Genomic DNA, 18,217 nt, shown 5'->3' with positions numbered 1-18,217 from the left:
GTGATTAATGGAGACCCTTTGCGGAAACCGCCTGTGCTCTTACAGAAGAGTCCGGCACGGACGCAGAGGGTTTTTCACATCTGCCCTCTCGCAGGACTTTATCAAAATGGTCTGCGGCGCGGTTCATCATCCAGTAAAAGAACATCGCAACATGTTTTTTATGCTGGGTCGGCATGACACGCCAATCAGGTTCACCGAAAGCATTCCACAGCATTTCGGAATTCTCTGTCGGGATTTCGGTATCCGCACGCCCGGTAATCATCAAAACGCGGCAGGGATCAACATTTGCAGCATAAGTCAACGGGTCAACCGCTTGTGTTGTGCCGTGTAGATGACGAACAAGATCATCACGGTTCTCAATCATCTGTTTTTCCATCAGCCGACGGCGAAATGCTTCGATGTTTTCATTCGTACTATCAGACATGATTTCCGCAAGTCCGCCGCCAACCAAAAAGAAGGTGCCGCCTTTAATATCCTCATCAACCCCCATAAGCGTGGAGGAAAGGAGTGAGCCGAGACTAACCCCCGCCACACCAATTTTATCACCGTCAATATCGCTGCGTTCTTCCTGCATCCAGTCAATCATACGGCGCGCATCCAGAACCGCATGGCGGTAGGCCGTCATCGGTGTTGCAATATTATCCGTATCAACAAATTCCAGCGGATGCGTCGTCATACGCAACACGGCATAACCTTCACGCGCCATTTGTTTTGCCAGCATTTCCGAAATCGTCAGACTATCGGACAACACCGGAAAAACCACGATCACCGGATGCGGCCCTTCCCCATCAGGTATTGTCAGATAAGCCGTCGCCTTATCGCCGCTACTGCTGGTAAAATTCAATTTCTCGACTGTAAAATCATCTTTGCGATGCAAAAACTTATCAATTTTCAACATAGGGTGATTGGAAATAGTTTGTAACGAAGCTTCACTTGTCACATCCTCCAGAACCATGCCGGTATGATCCAGCGCAGGCGCAGGAACCGCATCAAGGACACCGCGCGGATCATCTCCCTTCCACGGTGAATAGGCACAGCCTGATGTCAAAAACAAGGCGCCATTCGCAGCAAGAGTGGTGAAAACACCCGCAACGGAATTGGAATTTTTCAGCGCCATAAGCGTCAGACCTCAGAAAATTACGATAAAATATGATGTCATACAGCATATACAATTTAACATAATATGTCAAGGGCTGAGGAATTTTACACTTAAAAAACAAAAAGATAAGAAGAATTAAAACAAGCTTTATGCGTCATGCGTCAGTTTTTCCAAAGCGGCTTCAACACGGGCATATTCGGCGTCAATTTTCTTGAACAGCTCTTTGCGCTCTTGCGCACTTGCCTTATTCATATTTTGGGCCTTTTCACACAGCATGCGTAATGTTTCCGCCCCCCACATGCCTGCGCCGCCCTTCATTTTATGCGCGACTTCGACCCAAAGCGTATTCTCGCCGGCTGTGCTGTTCTTTTTCAACAACGCCATGCTTTCTCTGCTTTGCGCAATAAACATTTCCGCAAATTCCCGGATTTCCTCCGGCGTATCGGCATATTCCTTAATCATGCTAAGATCAATAATACCGCTTTCGCCTTCTTTTTCACGCCGCTTTTCCTGCAGAGCATCTTTATCAGGGAAGACAAACCATTGCTCCAGCACATTTTGCAGCGCTTCCCGGTCAATCGGTTTACTGAGATAATCATTCATACCGGCTTCAAGACATTTTTCACGCGTGCCTTTCATCGCATCCGCCGTCAAAGCGATAATAGGAACGGATTGACCTTTTTCACCTGCCGTTTTTCTAATCTCCTCTGTTGCCTCATAGCCGTTTTGTTCCGGCATGTGGCAATCCATCAAAATCAGATCATATGTTTTTTCCGCGAAACGCTCCACGGCCTGTTTACCGTTTTCAACCATATCGAATTGTTCAAATCCCATACGCGGCAACAGTCTTTTCAGCATATCCTGATTTAGCAGATGATCTTCCGCCACCAGCACATATGCTTTTGCAACATCCATACGTGATTTGGCATTCTTTTTCTGACGCGCGCGGCGCTGTTTTGTCTTCTTATCAGTCTCCTCTTTTTCCGCAACGGCAAAGGGCAGCTTGACCCAGAACATGGAACCTGAACCGGGCGCACTTTCAACGCCGATACGCCCGCCCATCAGCTCCACAAGCTCTTTCGTAATCGCCAGCCCCAGACCGGTGCCGCCGTATTTGCGCGAAATAGACGCATCGGCCTGCGTAAACTTATCAAAAATCAAACCCAGATTTTCTCTGGCAATACCGATACCGGTATCTTTCACCTCGCAATAAATTTCGATACCGGGGCCGGATTTTTTACGGGATACAGGCAGCGGATGGCTGTTGAACGTAATCTCGACACCACCCTCCTCCGTATATTTAACGGCATTGCCCACCAGATTTGTCAGGACCCTGCTGACACGCAGCGCATCACCCAGAAGAAAGGGAATATCATTTTTCACAAAGTTATAGTGAAGCGTAATGCCTTTCGCGCTGGCAATCGGGGTCATCGTTTCCATGACACTCGCGACCACGTTTTTAAAATCAAAACCGGCCTTTTCCAAGACGATATTGCCGGTCTCGATTTTTGAGATATCCAGAATATCATTCACAATCTCCAGCAGATTTTTCGCCGATTTATGCGCTGTTCCTGCCATGCTGCGGTCATCTTCTTTCAAAGACGGGTCTTCGACCAGCATCTGTGTCAAACCAAGAATACTGTTCAAAGGCGTCCGCAGCTCATGCGACATACTGGCCAAAAATTCGCTTTTCGCCTGATTGGCCTTTTCCGCATCGGCACGCGCTTTCTCGATTTTCTCTCTTTCAATCACCCGTCCCAACTGCGTACCGATACTGGCCATCATGCTCATAAAATCATCACTGGGCTTTTCCGGTTTTCCGGCGAAAAATTCCAGCACCGCCACAACATCTTTCTTGACCAATACGGGGAAGCCGAAACCTGCCTGCACCGCCATATCCCCCACATGTCTGGCGCGCAGAAAATCCTGATCCTGTATAACATTTTTAACCCAGACAGCTTCTTTTTTCTGATGAACCTGCCCGGGCAACCCCACCCCCGATGGCAGGATTGTTGTTTCCGTCGCTTTTTTTAAAGTCTGATACTGCCGGGAATTTTGTATGCACCATATTTTGGACGGCACAAGACGCTGATGCGCCTCATCCACCAGATAGGCATGCCCTGCCCCCCATCCCGTGAAACCGCAAATCTCCTGCAGGCAAATACGGATTGCTTCCTGCATATCAACCGATTCATTGATGGCATTGGTAATGCGTTCCAGCAATTTGATTGTTTGCGTCTCTTTCTGCAAACGCATATGTGCGTTTTCGGCGTCATCACGCGCCTTGCGCAGATTTTCCTCTTTTTGGTGCTGTTCTGAAATATCCGATATCAGGCCGACAAAAACGGGTTCACCGTTCACATTGACTTCCGTAACATCTAAAGAGATCGGAAAAACCTCTCCATCCGCCCTGACAGCAGAGACATCGTCACGGCTGGTTTTGCCGATAATTTTTGCCTGCCCTGTGTTCAGGTAATTCTGAAGATAACCGTCATGGCGGCTTTTATGCGGCTCCGGCATCAGTATTTTGACATTTTCCCCTGCCACATCCGCCGCCTTATACCCAAAAATATGCTCCGCCCATTTGTTAAATGTTTTAATTTTTCCGGATTTGTCGATTGTGATCAGGGACTGCATCATATTATCCATGATGGCGGTCAGATAGGATTTTTCCTCCCGCAATTTGTCACGCGCCTGCGCGATATCCTGCGTTTGCTCCTCCACAAGCTGCTGCAGATTTTCCCGGTGTTTATTCAAAGCACGCCGTGATTCATTAAGCGGCTTTACGATACAATTGCGGGCATATAGTAAAGTCAGTACAAAAATCAGAAAACCTGTTCCCAAAACTATTTCCTGTTGCAGAGATAATGCATCATCCTCTTCCTGAAACACAGCCTGCAGCAGACGAATAATTCTTGCCTGTCCCTGTTGTGCAGTATCGAGGCCGGCTTCCATTGCAACATAATCCGCACTGGAAAAATCAGTATTATTCCGTTCCAGAATTGTGCCGACAATGGCCTGTAACCGTTCCCACTCCTGTTTTGCCGCATTGATCGCCACATTCACATCAGTTTGAAATATTTCTTTCTTCGGCATCCATTCACGTTGATCACCGGCGCTGATCAACATACCCTCACCGTCCAAAAACACCTGATAATTGATGTCCATATATTCCCGGTCTTTGCGCATTTGCTTCAATATCACCGCTTTTGCTTCCTCATCCTGCAAAGCTGCAATCTTGTAAACATTGTGAACATAGCGGATCATCAACATGCGCTGCAGCCCTGCCGCGTTAATCACTTTTTCTTCGTAATGGCGCTCGTGACCATTCAGAAACAGGAACGACCCCGTCAGCAAAATTAAAAAAATGCTCAATAACAAAGACAGTTGTAAAAAGATTTTATTGCCCGAATAAGCATCGCCTTCTTTCGCAGCATCACCGCTTTTATACATGCTCAGCGTTAATGCAACGGCAAAAACCGCACTGCTGATAACGGCAACAGACATGGCCAGCGTATGGAAACTCTGCATAGGGTTATAACGGCAATCCGCCCAGGGAATAAAGACCGCCGCCTCCATCCCCATATAATGCATACCGCAAATGGCCGCCCCCATCACCATCGCGGCAAAAATCTGCCATAACAGTTTTTGAGCGCCTTCTCCGCGGCGCCCCAAAACAAAAACAATCAACAACGCCGCCAGCGATGCCACAGCGGCAATAAAGTAGGACCAACCGAAGAGTGACGGGATATAACGCAAATCCGCATCCATCTTTATTGCCGCCATTCCCGTGTAATGCATTGCGCAAATGGCACTGCCCAGCAATAAGGCACCGGCGGTAATCCACAGCAGATTTAAACGGGTCGAACCTATGATTGCCAAAACACCATAGGCAATCACCACGGCGACAATCATAGACAAGACTGTCAGAACGGGATCATAGGAGATCGCCATATCCATTTTATAGGCCAGCATACCGATAAAATGCATCGACCATATTCCGGATCCGAATGCAAAACTGCCGCCCCAATGCAGCAGTTTTTTTGTTTTTTCGCTTTTCGCATCACGGATATCGGTGGACAGGCGCAGCCCTGTAAAAGATCCCAGTGTCGCAATCACATAGGAAAGAATAACAAGCAAAGGAATATAGGAACCGCTTTCGGCATTCGCCGGAACATCACCGAACAGAAAAAACTTTTCCAAAAGAGGGTTTAAAAAGGCAAACATATGCTCCGTTCCTGCGCGGTGAAAAAAATCAACATAGCAAAATAAAAAACCTTATAAAATATAACATGCCTAAAAAATACAAGGCACATCCGACAATAACTATGCCACATAAAAAAACACTTTAAAAGTGTAGAGGGAAAAAGAAGAAAACCTATATCAATGTCACTTCAATTTCAATGACAGTACCACCCGCATTGAGCGAGTTATAAGTGCCGGAATTGTTCAGGGGATTGGCACCGTCAATGCGCAGCCTGGCACCAATAAAAATATTCAGCGTCGCATCAACATCCGATGACAAATCATATATGCCCGCAGGCGCACCGGCGGTTCCGTTGCAGGCACTCGCCCCCGCCCATGCCGCGGCGGTCGGAAAAGCAATACGGATTTCATCAATCCGTACCAGATCACTGCCATTGGATAAAAGCGCATTGGCGGAACAGCGTATCTCGATATCGCCGGTATCCTGAAAATATTCCACATGCCCGGCATTTTCATTACCGATCAGCGTAAATTCCGGAATATCGGTATCAATACCGCCGTCAGGGTGCAGGCGGACATCGCCTGTCGCGGTCGGAAATGTCGACACAACAATATCGCCGAAGCTGATATCGCCGCGCTTTAAAATCCCTCCCGGGGCAATAAAGGCCGCCACAGCATCAAGAACGGAGCTGGCCGCATAGGCCGTACCCGTTGATAAAAAACAAAAAACACCTATAAAAAGAATACGCCACATCATACTTCTAATATTATATCATAAATTATTTTAATGGCGTCGTATTTCTTGAAAACCGCTATTATTTTCTTCCGTTATGCGGAGCGGCAGGCAGCACTGCCGCCGTTACCGCCTTTTTTTCAAATTGCATGACGCTTTTCGTATCCGTTATAAAAACGGCATCCGGTCTGTCGGCTCCTTCTTTATAAACGGCAGATGTGATAGAGGGCGCAATATCAATCCGCTTGAGCCTTTTGGTTTCGGCCAACAGATTATCCAGCCCGTCCGGACGTGCCGAGGACATATGCGCCGCGCCGTAAAATACAAGCGCCTTTGAGCTGTCTTCTAATTTATCCAATATCAGCCCTGCCAGCATCGTGTCATTCAGCCGTTTTTGGATGCCTTCCTCACGCAAACTATCTGCCTGCGTGAAAAGCCTGTCGATCTCCAGCTCTTGGTAAAGACGCACAAAACTTTCCTCGAACACCGCTTTCTCTTCAGCAGGGATTTCATCGCCCCGGTCTGCCATAAACAAATCATAATAATCCCGATAGGCGGGATTTTCTTCGCCCAATACGCGTTTCAGACGCAACAGCGCCCCCTGCGAGATAATCACACTCATCACGGCGCTACTGTCACCTTCCGTTCCCGGATCAGCCGCATAAATCTTCATTCCCGCCGCATGTGCATTCTCTATCAACGCAGCGTCCAGCCTGTTCATCTCTTGCCATGACTCCGGCGCAAGGGAATACAGATTATCCCGCCGCGTACTTAAAACATTCTGAAATTCCGCAGAAGAGAGTTCCCCTGCTTGAAATCTGTCGAGTTCCGGCTGTAACGTGACGGGCATCTCCAAGAACAAATCCGTTACCCCGCAGCTCTTCAAGGCATCAGCGAACTCATGGCTCCCCATTACCTGCCGCAGTGATAAATCCGTATGGTCGGTATCACCGACCAGAACCACATCCGCCCCGGCACACATATTTTGCACCAGTCCTTCAAAGGAGGCCGTGTCCGTCACAAATGTGGCGGCATCATTCTGCGCTTTATGTCCCGTCTCTTCATAGGTCAAAGCGGCCTGCGCCGTTCCGGCAAGAACAGGCAGCAACACTGCTGCTGCAAATGCGCGTTTTAACCATCCGTTCCGTAAATTTTTCATCGCCATAGACACAAATCCGCCATTTTCTCCTTCTTATTTTAGAAGAAAATGATTTATTTATGTTTAAAGTCAGTCAGAAAAGAAAAATCGGTATTTTTCATCACAACACGGTTTTTTCCTTTTGCCTTGGCCGCAAACATGCGTTTATCCGCCAATTCCACCAGTTCCCGTATTGTTGTCACACCGTCTTCCAGATATTCCGCCGCGCCACAGCTTGCCGTTTGCGCTACGCCATCCGGCCTTTTTCCGATCCCGTCTTTTTGCAGGCGCGGAAAAAAATGCGCCAAACCGTCCAGCGTGGTATCAGACAGGACAAGCAGGAATTCCTCTCCGCCCCACCGGATCACAATATCCTGCTTACGCAATGTTTTTTTCAAAGCCGCCCCCGCCGCGGCCAGCACACGGTCGCCCTCATCATGGCCGAAATTATCATTCACCTTTTTAAAATCATCCAGATCGATAAACAGCAGGGACAGCGGCGCTTTTCTGCGTTGCGACATATCGAAAATCGTTTCCAGCAAGCTTTCTCCGTAATCGCGGCGCAAACAGCCGGTCATCTCGTCATGGGTGGTGAAATCGACAAATTTTGACATGAAATGTAGCTGGCTGACACTGGAGACCGCCGCAATCGCCGTGACCACACACATAATCCAGATCGTTCCAAGCTCCAGCAGCATCGCCGCGGGCGTCGCCGTATTCAAGGCGGAAAAATAAGTAAAAAACACCAAAAGTCCGCCAAATAACACACATTCCAGCACGGTCAGCGGAAAAAGACACAGCAGCATCACCACCAAAACCGGAAAATGGGCATAGGCGCTTTTGATAAAGATATTCTGCGGCGTCCATTCCAGCCCTGCCAATTGCAGATTGGCATAGCAAAAAAACACCATCGGAATGGACAATAGCAGCGCAAAATACAGCTTACCGAAAACAGCATGCGTTTTCGGCGGGCGCAGGAAAATAAGAATAATCAGAAAAGCCGCCGCAACGCCGCGTGCCGCAAGAATGCCGGAGGCGGTTTCGGATCCCAGCAAAGCAAGATCAATCGGTATCCACAGCAGCATCAGCGCAGACAGAATAATCGCACAAAGACGGACACGGTCACGTATCAATGCCGTCCGCGACATAACCAGCATCAATGAATGGCAGCATGCACTGAAAATACAGGAGAAAAAAGATTGAACAGGCATCGCAGTCGCATTCCGTGGCTGTTTTTATGTTTTATATCTGTCCGTAAATACGATCGTATGTATAATTTACATGCTTTCACCGCTGTTTGAAAGCCTATTCAGCCCGGCATCAGTGGTTAATCGTCATCTTTCAAAATGCGTTCGGCCGCGCCGTCCATATCGTCAAACTGGCCGTTATCAAGACACCAGAAAAAAGCCAGCAGGCCGACCAGCCCCAGCAGTAACGTCACAGGTATCAGCCAGATAAGCGCGTTCATTTTTTCGCCAGTCCTTTTTCAACCAGCCTGTTCAGACGCAGGCTGTTCAACACCACCGTCATGGATGAGGCTGACATGGCAATCGCCGCAATCAGCGGTGTGACCATCCCCGCAAAGGCCAGCGGCACGGCAATCAGATTATACATGATTGTCAGACCAAGATTGGTGCGGGTCAGGCGCATGGACGCTTTTGCTGTTTCATAAGCTTCCAGAACCGGAGCCAGCTTATCACCCTGAAAGACGATATCGGCGGCATTCTGCGTCACCGTCATTGCGGTCGCGGGGGAGGCTGAAACATTTGCGGTGGATAATGCCGGCGCATCATTCAATCCGTCCCCGACCATCAGCACCGTCTCTCCCTGTGTTTTCATCTCTTCCAGCACGGTGCATTTACGGTCAGGCAACACACCGGCATGATAATCTGTCACACCCAGCTTCGCCGCAATTTCCGCCGTGACGGCGTCACGGTCACCGGACAGGATCGCAGTTTTCAATCCGCGTTTTTGCAGCTCTGCCATCACAGCGGCGCTATCCTCGCGCAAATCATCACGGAACACAAAACGCTGCACGGCTTTGCCGTTTTCGGACAGCCATAATTCAACCGCAGCATCTTCCGTTTCACCGCTGCCATCTGCCAGCGCCCAGCCGCGCCGCCCCAGACGGATACGCTTGCCGGATTTTTCCGTTTCCAGCCCGCATCCGGCAATATCCGTAACAGTCAGATTTTGCAGCGTTCCGTCATAACCTGCCACCAGCGCCTGCGACAAAGGGTGGCGACTTTGCGATGCCATAGATGCCGCCAGCTTCATCACGGCAGGCTTGATTTCCCGCCCGTCAATCAATGACATTTTACCGCGCGTCAGCGTGCCGGTTTTGTCAAAAACAATCTGCGTCACCTTCGACAATCTCTCCAGCGCATCGCCGGATTTAATCAGAATACCTTTTTTAAATAAACGCCCGCCCGCCATCACCTGCACGATCGGTATCGCCAGCCCCAGCGCACAGGGACAGGTAATAATCAAAAGCGACACCGCATAGATAACGGCCTGATGCATGCCTGCATCCATGACAAAATACCAGAACAGAAAAGCTGCCAGCGATAATGTATGAACGGCGGGCGTGTAAAGCGCCGCCGCACGTTCGGACAGACGCACATATTTCGCGCCGCCCTGTTCCGCTTTTTCCATCAGCTGGATAATTTCCTGAAACAAGGAACGTTCGACGGACTGTGTGACACGCACTGTCACCGGCGCGGAGAGATTAACCATCCCTGCAAGAACGACCTGCCCTGTTTTTGCCTTTTGCGGCAGGCTTTCCCCTGTCAGCAAACTTGTATCAAGCTCGGTCAATCCGCTTTCGATCACACCGTCAGCGGCAATTTTTTCCCCCGCCGCGACCTGTAACAGCATATCTTCCGCAATGTCTTTATAAGGAATCAGCCGTGTTTTACCGTTTTTCTCCAAAACCGTTGCAAAGCCGGACATTAAAGCCAGCAAATCCTGCGCCGCCGAACGCGCCTTGCCGCGCGCCTGAAAATTCAGATAACGCCCGGCCAGTAAGAAAAACATCAGCATGGTCACGGCTTCGAAATAGACATGTCCCGCCGTTCCCGACAACATCTCGTAAAGGCTGAGCGCCGTTGCCAAAATCAAGGCCAGCGACACCGGCACATCCATATTCGCACGCCCTTGTTTCAATGCGCCAAAAGCCGAAAGAAAGAACACTCGTCCCGCATAGATCAGCGCCGGCAAGGCAATCGCTGCCGACAGCAACTCGAACAGGTCGCGCGTTGCGCTGCTGCCGCCTGCACCGCTCCAGACCGCAACGGATAGCAGCATAATATTCCCGCTGGCAAATCCGGCAACCCCCATGGATTTCAACAGAAAGCGGCGTTCACGTTTTTCAGCTTCGCGCGCCGCATCCGGCACATAGGGTCGCGCATCAAAACCCAGCGCATTGACCGCGCCCAAAAGCTCATTGGCTTTTTCCTTCGCTCCGTGAAAAACAAAAGTCAGGTGACGCGTCGTCATATTGACGCGGGCGCTGATAATTTCCGGAAAAGCCTGCAGGGTTTTTTCGATATTGCGCACACAGGACATACAATGGATTCCGCCGACAACGGCTTCCAGACTATAGCGCCCGCCGCCTTCTTCCGTCAGATATGATTGTACGTCAACATCCATTTTAGACGACCCATTTTCAGCGCCCTATGATGACGCGTTTATATTTTCTGTATGAAACACCGTCTTTTTCCGCATGGATGCGGATTTCCCACATCCCTTTTTCAGGGAAGGTGATATCCGCCGCATAATGTCCCGGCATTTCCGTTTCAGACAAGGCTTGCGTAAAATCGCCCCCCGCGCTTGCCGGACGCACAATCTGTGCCGTCACATTTGCGCCTGTAATCTTTTCACCCTGCGCTCCTGCCAGATCAAAACCGACGACATGCCCCTCCGTCAGCACAATCACAGAAGACCAGCCATTTGCCTTCTGACGCGCCTTTTCTTCCAAGGCCGCATTATAATTGACGCCGCGCTCATAAGCATCTGCTTCCACCACACCGGTATGCGTCGAGACCGCCAGATAGGCCATAAAGCCGTCAGCGGCAAACAGGAATAAAAAGAAGGCGACAAAATAAAACGGGATGAATTTATCGCTTTTACGCGGTGCTGTTTTGATATCCATGCTCATCGCCCTTCTCCACTGATAAAGATTGTTTCCTGCTCCGTCACAATACCGTCTTGCTGCTCCGTTATTATAAACGTGATATTACTGCGAAACGCTTTCTGTTTTTCCGCAAACAGGAACAGGCGGTAATGCCCGACGCTGTCGGCAAAGACAGGCAATGTTTCAATAGCGGCATCCGGTGCATTTTGCAACATCAGCTTCGTTGTTTCAATTCCTTCCACGCTCAGGCTGTAAACACGGTCCTGATGGGTTTTATTCAGAATCTTGAGTGTATAACCGTTGCGGATATCACCATCGGACATCATCACATAAAGCGGATTGCGGTCATGTGCGACATGTAGCTCGACAACCGAACGATGCGTCAGACCGAAAATTACAAATGCCCCCAACACAGTCAGCAAAGCCGCGTACCAGAATGTCCGCGGACGGAAAAAATGCGCCAGTTTCAGCTGCGTGCCTTTTTCAATATGGCTCGCCGTATCATAGCGGATCAAGCCGCGCGGCAATTCAATCTTATCCATGATATTATTACAGGCATCTACGCATAAGCCGCAGGCAATACATTCCATCTGCAACCCATCGCGGATATCAATTCCCACCGGACAGACATTGACGCATTGCATACAATCAATGCAATGCCCGCGCCCGTCCCAGCTGTCGCCTTTCTTATGTTTTCCGCGCGGTTCACCGCGTTTCTCGTCATAGCCGATAATCAGCGTATCTTCGTCAAACATCGCCGATTGAAACCGCGCATAGGGGCACATAAAGGTGCAAACCTGCTCCCGCGCATAACCCGCCATCACATAGGTGGATGCCGTCAGTGCGACAATCCAGCTACTGACGGACCACGGCACATCAAAATGGATGATATGCTCCCACAATGTCGGTGCATCATTGAAATAGAAGACCCATGCCCCGCCGGTACAAACCCCGATTAATATCCAAAGACTATGCGTCAGACCCTTTTTCCAGATCTTTTCAAAAGACAGCGGTGATTTATCCAGCTTCATCCGTGCATTACGGTCACCCTGCACAATACGTTCAACCCAGATAAATAAATCCGTCCAGACGGTTTGCGGACAGGCATAGCCGCACCAGACCCGCCCAAGCAAGGCCGTCACAAAAAACAGCATCAAGGCGGCGAAAATCAGAATGGCCGTCAGGTAGTAAACTTCCTGCGGCCAGATTTCGATAAAGAAAAAATAAGCGCGGCGGCTGGGCATATCAATCAGCACAGCCTGATCCGGCACATGCGGTCCGCGATCCCAGCGCAGCCAGGGCACGCCGTAATAAATACCCAGCAACACCACCATTGCAAGCCATTTCAGCTTGCGGTAACGCCCCCAGACGCGTTGCGGGTAAATGTTCTGCTGTTTTTCAAAATAAGTGATCCCGCCATTATTGCCGTCATCACTCATTCGCCGCCACCCAAAGAATGCACATACAGCGCCAGCTGACGAATTTTATCATCGCTGATGACGCCATGCCAATGCGGCATCACGCTGTTACGGGCAGAGAAAATGACGGAGGAAACCGCATCGCGGCTGCTGCCGTAAAGCCAGACCGCATCGGTCAGGTTCGGCGCACCGATGGCACGATCACCTTTGCCGTCCAGACCGTGACAGCTGGAGCATTGCTCCTGAAAAATAACGGCACCGCGGGCATTATCTTCCCCCAATCCCGAAAGCGACCGCACATGATCGGTCACTGCCAGAATCTCGGGGCGCGTCAAAATGCCGTCCGTTCCGAAAGAACTCATGGCGGAAATATGTGTTTCGTCATGGGATGAGCGGATACCGTATTTGATTGTGCGGTAAATTTCGTCCACGCTGCCGCCCCAAAGCCAGTCATCATCATTCAGGTTCGGGTAATGCGCCATACCGTCCGCACCGGTACCGTGACAAGCCGCGCAATGGTTTTTGAAGGCCACCGCTCCGCCCGTCAGCGCGAAAGCGTAAAGTTCCGGATCTTTCTTAACGTCCGTTAACGGCGTCCGGCGTAACATTGCAAGAAATGCCGCCTGAATTTCACGTATTTCTTCCTGTCCGGCCGCCAGCTGCTTATGCTGCGTCCAGCCGTATTTCCCTTTGGTATGTCCCGAGATCGTCGGCCATGCCGGATAGACGACCCAATATCCGACAGCCCAGACACAGGTCAGAATAAACACCCATAACCACCAGCGCGGCAAAGGATTATTCAGCTCTTTCAGGCCGTCCCATTCGTGGCCGGTTGTTTCAATACCTGAAATTTTATCAATTTCACGCCCCGCTTTTCCTTGCGATGGCTTTTTTTTATTTTTCACCGCCATGAGGCTCCTCCTTAAACGGAATTCTGCCGTATTCTTCGAATTTTTCTTTATTGCGCGGATTATAAAGCCAGACAATCACGCCGCAGAAAAATGCCAGAAACAGTATCAGCATCAGCGAGGGCATAATTGTCGCAGCATCGGCAAAAAAACGTGACATCATCTTACTGCGCCTCCTGATAGGTTTCAAAATCAACCATCGTGCCCAGCACCTGCAAATAAGCAATCAGCGCATCCAGCTCTGTCGTCACGGTCGGATTACCGTCAAAATCACGCATATTCAGTTTTTCACCATAGCGTTCCGTCAATCCGTCGGTATCAGCATCATTCTTCGCCTGTGCCAGCGCATCCCAATAGGCGTTTTTAATCATGTCATCCGTATAGGGAACACCGGCCATTTTCAGCGCTTTCATATCTTTGCCGATATCGTGAAGACGTGCGCCACGCTTGGCCATAAAAGCATAGGCAGGCATAATCGATTCCGGCACAACATCGCGCGGATTCTTTAAATGCACCGCATGCCAGTCATCGGAATACTTCCCGCCGATACGGGCCAGGTCAGGCCCTGTACGTTTCGATCCCCATTGAAACGGGTGGTCATACATGCTTTCCGCCGCGATGGAGTAGTGCCCGTAACGTTCAACCTCGTCACGCAGGGGACGAATTTGCTGACTGTGACAGGTATAACACCCTTCGCGGAGATAAATCGCCTTCCCCGCCAGCTCCAGCGGCGTATAGGGACGCACCCCGTCAACACGTTCAATCGTTGTTTCAACACGGAACAGCGGCACCGCTTCGACAAGACCACCGATAGAGACGGCAACGACAATCAGTATAAACAACAGAAAAGGACTGCGTTCGATTTTTGCGTGTTTGTTCATCATGCCGCACCTCCCGCCAGCTGTGCCGTTTTCGTCTTAACGGAAACGGGCGTCGCATATATCGTCTTATAAAAATTATAGACCATGATGAAAGCACTTCCCGTGAACAGCAATCCTCCCAAAGCACGGATGATATAATAAGGTTTCATCGCCATCACGGTTTCACTGAAGGAATAGGTCAAAAAACCCATCTCGTCATAAGAACGCCACATCAGCCCCTGCATAATTCCGGCAACCCACATCGCGCTGATGTAAAGGACAATACCGACCGTGGCAATCCACAGATGGGTATTCACCAGACGCATGGAATAAAGCGGCTTATCCCACAGTTTCGGCACAAGATAATAAAGCGCACCAAAGGTAATAAAGGCATTCCAGCCCAATGCACCGGCATGGACATGACCGATCGTCCAGTCGGTATAATGGCTGAGCGCATTGACGGTTTTAATGGACAAAAGCGGGCCTTCAAAAGTCGACATGCCGTAGAAAGCCAGCGAAATCACCATAAAGCGCAGGATCGGATCCTCCCGCAATTTATGCCATGCGCCCGATAATGTCATCACGCCGTTGATCATACCGCCCCATGACGGCATCCACAGCATGATCGAGAAGGTCATGCCCAGCGTCTGCGCCCAATCGGGCAACGCCGTGTAATGCAGATGGTGCGGACCGGCCCAGATATAGATAAAGATCAGCGACCAGAAATGCAGAATGGACAAACGGTAGGAGTAAACCGGACGGTTTGCCTGTTTGGGAACAAAATAATACATCATCCCCAGAAACCCTGCCGTCAGGAAGAAACCGACGGCGTTATGGCCGTACCACCACTGGATCAATGCGCTTTGCACACCGGCCCAGAGCGAATAGCTTTTGGTTTCAAACAACCCGATCGGAATGGAGATGTTGTTGACCAGATGCAGCACCGCCACAGTGATGATAAAGGACAGGTAAAACCAGTTGGCGACGTAGATATGCGGCTCTTTCCGTTTTCTCAGCGTCATCACAAACACGGCAAGATAGGCGACCCAGACAAAGGTCAGCCACAGATCGGCATACCATTCCGGCTCGGCATATTCTTTTGCCTGCGTCACGCCGAAAAGATAGCCCAGCCCAGCTATCAGGATAAAGACCTGAAACCCCCAGAACGTAAAGAAGGCCAGCTTGTCACCCCAAAGCCGCGTCTCGCATGTACGCTGCACAACATAATAGCTGGTGGCAAAAAGCGCATTGCCGCCAAAGGCGAAAATCACCGCCGAGGTATGCAACGGACGCAAACGTCCGAAGGTCAGAAATTCACCGATATTCAGCCATGGGAAAACCAGCTGCAATGCAATCAGGAGACCGACGGAAAAACCCGCGATCCCCCAAAAGATTGTCGCAATTGTAAAAAGCTTAACGATATCATCATTATATCGCGTCTCGCGCACTGCCGCCATAACTGCCGACCCTTCCGTTTATACTTTTTATTATTCTTAAAAACGGTAAGACACACCGGTACCGATAATCCAGGGATCAAGGTCAACATCTCCGGTAACAGCGGGACCGGTGGTGGTGACATCCGTGTTCAGCCAGACTTTTTTGACATCAAAATTGATAGCCCAGTGATCGTCAATACCGTAGTCAAAACCTGCCTGCAAAGCATAGCCCAGACCGTTATCGTAATCAATGCTCGCGATACTTGTTCCGGCTTTTTCATTATAAAAGAACGTGTAGTTCAGTCCGGCACCAAGATAGGGGCGGAATCTCTGATCGGGCATAAAGTGGTACTGCGCCGTCAGTGTCGGCGGCAAAATCCAGACATCCCCCAGATCAATTCCGCCTTTGGTCGACATATGATGTTCGGAGGTCGCCAAAATCAGCTCGGTTGCCCAATGATCCGTCCAGAAATAGGTGAAATCCAGCTCCGGCACTGCCTGATTGCCGGCTTTTGCTTTATCGGCAATGCTCAGCGTACTGCTTTCAGCCGGCATCACATCAATCGCACGCAGGCGAATCATCAGATTTTCTTTTTGAAAATTAAAGCCTTCGGCCAGAACCGGTCCGGCTGCCGCACAGCATAACAGACCGCCCAAAATTGTTGTTGTTGCAAGTTTTTTAAGCATGATAGCCCCCTTTTTGTGACGTTTCTTTGCGACGACTTTATAATAAGAGGGAAAAAAAAGTCCTTGATTTGAATCAAGAAACACGCGTTTTTCGGCAGCTGGCAGAAAGACATGCCTCCTGTGCGGGACAATGTACGGGATCGAAATTCGGGCATTGATGCATCAATGCGGGATCACACACACCGCAGAGCGCGCCCGTATGCGGCAGGGTCACTTTATTGCGCTCAATCTCTATCCCCGTTTCCTTCAACCGCATCAAAACGCGCGAGAATGTTTCAGCCGTCATTCCCAGTTCACTGGCAATCAGTGATTTTTTATATGGCAGGGTAAATTCTTTGTTTTTGCCGCCATGGCGGATAAATTCCTGCAACAGGAAATAACTGACGCGCTGCAGCGGCGTTTTCAAAGTCATATCCATGACTTTATTGGTCAGGATTTGGAAATGTTCCGCCGCATGGCCCAGAATTCTCTGCGCAAAATTTTCATTATGGCACATGATATCGCGCATCGTTCCCGAGGGGATCATTAAAATATCGGCATCCCGCAATGTGACCGCCGCTGCCGGCGCATTCATCGGGAAAAAGGCGGAAAGCTCAAAAAACCAGTCCCCCTTGGGAACAACCCGCAACACGGCATCCTGTCCTTTTTCATCCGCGCGGTACAGTTTGACCTGTCCCTCGCCGACAAAATACATATAAGCGGCTTCCTCACCGAAACCGATAATTTCCTGTCCGGATGTGAAATGCTTCAGGGAGGAGAGCGTCGCAACCTGCTGCTGCTGCTCCGGCGTCAAATCCGAGAAACAAGGGAATTTTATCATATCCTGCATTTTTATGCCGCAAACTTGATTTTAATCAATTAATGAAAGTTTTTTATATGATAAAACCCTTTCGGGTGTCCACTATAAAGTCGAGTTCAGAACATGCCCTTTATAAAAAGCAAAGCAACGCACAAATACGGCAAATACGCCTTTACCGGATGGATCCTCTACCAGACAGTGAAAGGCACTCTGACAACCGTCTTTATATGGGCACCTCTCATTTACTACTATTTCACACATTGATATTGCCACAATGGCGCAAAAGCCTTAACAATAGCGTCCATGACATACGGCAGTTTAAAAAAGCGCTTTCTGATTGTTTTGACCGCGGCGGCATTATTGCTGAACGCGCTACTGCCTTTTTACGCCGCCTATGATACAGAGACGCTGGCGGTCAAACTGGCTGCAAAAGCGGAATCGCAAACGCTCTCCGCCCTGCTCGGCGACAAAATCCTGATCTGTACCGGTGACGGCTTTAAATGGGTCACGCGCGATGATTTGCAAAACGGGCAGGAACAGCCCGCACAGCATCCCCGTCTGAAATGTCCCTTATGTTATCTGGCCGTTTTCGGCGTGAAACAGATCCTGCCTTCCGTCACAGCCGCGCTGGACCGTGTTCCGGCCTCTATTGACGACGTGTTGCATCCGCATGGCAATGATCTGCGATATACCTCCCTCACATATCGCAGCTATGACAGCCGCGCACCGCCCGCCTCCGCCTAAGGGCTTTCTCGCATAACAATAATATAACAAAACAAATATGGTCTCCGCCGGTTT

At 49.9% G+C, this 18,217-nt stretch carries 16 protein-coding genes; 1 reads left to right on the top strand and 15 read right to left on the bottom strand.

Going from position 1 to position 18,217, the window contains the following annotated elements; genetic code table 11:
- Positions 1–4: 4 nt before the first annotated feature.
- The 15 genes from HND56_02675 to HND56_02605 all read right to left on the bottom strand — a co-directional run bounded on the left by HND56_02675 (position 5) and on the right by HND56_02605 (position 17,449).
- Positions 5–1,117, bottom strand: coding sequence for a hypothetical protein (locus HND56_02675; GenBank protein ID QKK04658.1), 1,113 nt, complete (start codon positions 1,115–1,117; stop codon positions 5–7).
- 129 nt (positions 1,118–1,246) lie between these two features.
- Positions 1,247–5,326: a response regulator gene (locus HND56_02670; protein ID QKK04657.1), complete on the bottom strand. Its 4,080-nt coding sequence runs from the start codon at positions 5,324–5,326 to the stop codon at positions 1,247–1,249.
- Between the two features lie 151 nt (positions 5,327–5,477).
- Complete coding sequence (locus HND56_02665) at positions 5,478–6,062, bottom strand: hypothetical protein (protein QKK04656.1); 585 nt, start codon at positions 6,060–6,062, stop codon at positions 5,478–5,480.
- 58 nt (positions 6,063–6,120) lie between these two features.
- A complete protein-coding gene (locus tag HND56_02660; GenBank protein ID QKK04655.1) occupies positions 6,121–7,203 on the bottom strand; it encodes a hypothetical protein in 1,083 nt (360 codons plus the stop codon).
- A 47-nt stretch (positions 7,204–7,250) separates the two neighbouring features.
- Positions 7,251–8,387, bottom strand: a complete 1,137-nt coding sequence (locus tag HND56_02655; GenBank protein ID QKK04654.1) for a GGDEF domain-containing protein — start codon at positions 8,385–8,387, stop codon at positions 7,251–7,253.
- A gap of 116 nt (positions 8,388–8,503) precedes the next feature.
- On the bottom strand, positions 8,504–8,644 hold the full coding sequence (gene ccoS, locus HND56_02650) for a cbb3-type cytochrome oxidase assembly protein CcoS (protein QKK04653.1): 141 nt from the start codon (positions 8,642–8,644) through the stop codon (positions 8,504–8,506).
- Positions 8,641–10,827 carry a cadmium-translocating P-type ATPase gene (gene cadA, locus HND56_02645; protein ID QKK04652.1) on the bottom strand — a complete coding sequence of 729 codons (2,187 nt, stop codon included), beginning with the start codon at positions 10,825–10,827 and terminating at the stop codon, positions 8,641–8,643. Before cadA ends, ccoS begins: the two co-directional genes overlap by 4 nt.
- 16 nt (positions 10,828–10,843) lie before the next feature.
- On the bottom strand, positions 10,844–11,329 hold the full coding sequence (locus tag HND56_02640) for a FixH family protein (GenBank protein ID QKK04651.1): 486 nt from the start codon (positions 11,327–11,329) through the stop codon (positions 10,844–10,846).
- Between the two features lie 2 nt (positions 11,330–11,331).
- Positions 11,332–12,750 (bottom strand): cytochrome c oxidase accessory protein CcoG, encoded by a 1,419-nt coding sequence (gene ccoG / locus HND56_02635; protein QKK04650.1) that lies wholly within the window; start codon positions 12,748–12,750, stop codon positions 11,332–11,334.
- Positions 12,747–13,640 (bottom strand): cytochrome-c oxidase, cbb3-type subunit III, encoded by an 894-nt coding sequence (ccoP, locus tag HND56_02630; GenBank protein QKK04649.1) that lies wholly within the window; start codon positions 13,638–13,640, stop codon positions 12,747–12,749. The genes ccoG and ccoP overlap by 4 nt, the downstream gene beginning before the upstream one ends.
- Entirely contained in the window at positions 13,624–13,800 is a 177-nt protein-coding gene (locus HND56_02625; protein ID QKK04648.1) for a cbb3-type cytochrome c oxidase subunit 3, read from the bottom strand. The genes ccoP and HND56_02625 overlap by 17 nt, the downstream gene beginning before the upstream one ends.
- Position 13,801: 1 nt before the next feature.
- On the bottom strand, positions 13,802–14,521 hold the full coding sequence (gene ccoO, locus HND56_02620) for a cytochrome-c oxidase, cbb3-type subunit II (protein QKK04647.1): 720 nt from the start codon (positions 14,519–14,521) through the stop codon (positions 13,802–13,804).
- The gene (gene ccoN / locus HND56_02615) at positions 14,518–15,954 is read right to left on the bottom strand and encodes a cytochrome-c oxidase, cbb3-type subunit I (GenBank protein ID QKK04646.1); all 1,437 of its coding nucleotides are present in this window, start codon (positions 15,952–15,954) and stop codon (positions 14,518–14,520) included. Before ccoN ends, ccoO begins: the two co-directional genes overlap by 4 nt.
- A 36-nt stretch (positions 15,955–15,990) precedes the next feature.
- Entirely contained in the window at positions 15,991–16,515 is a 525-nt protein-coding gene (locus HND56_02610; protein QKK06528.1) for an OmpW family protein, read from the bottom strand.
- Between the two features lie 178 nt (positions 16,516–16,693).
- On the bottom strand, positions 16,694–17,449 hold the full coding sequence (locus HND56_02605; GenBank protein ID QKK04645.1) for a Crp/Fnr family transcriptional regulator: 756 nt from the start codon (positions 17,447–17,449) through the stop codon (positions 16,694–16,696).
- 273 nt (positions 17,450–17,722) lie between these two features.
- Here HND56_02605 and HND56_02600 point away from each other — a divergent pair, with 273 nt between their 5' ends.
- Positions 17,723–18,163, top strand: coding sequence for a hypothetical protein (locus tag HND56_02600; GenBank protein ID QKK04644.1), 441 nt, complete (start codon positions 17,723–17,725; stop codon positions 18,161–18,163).
- Positions 18,164–18,217: the final 54 nt, after the last annotated feature.

This window comes from Pseudomonadota bacterium, assembly GCA_013285465.1.
In the GTDB taxonomy this organism is placed as follows: domain Bacteria; phylum Pseudomonadota; class Alphaproteobacteria; order Micavibrionales; family CSBR16-224; genus CSBR16-224.
The sequence above is the reverse complement of the archived record's forward strand: the minus strand, read 5'-3'. Positions and strand labels throughout refer to the sequence as shown.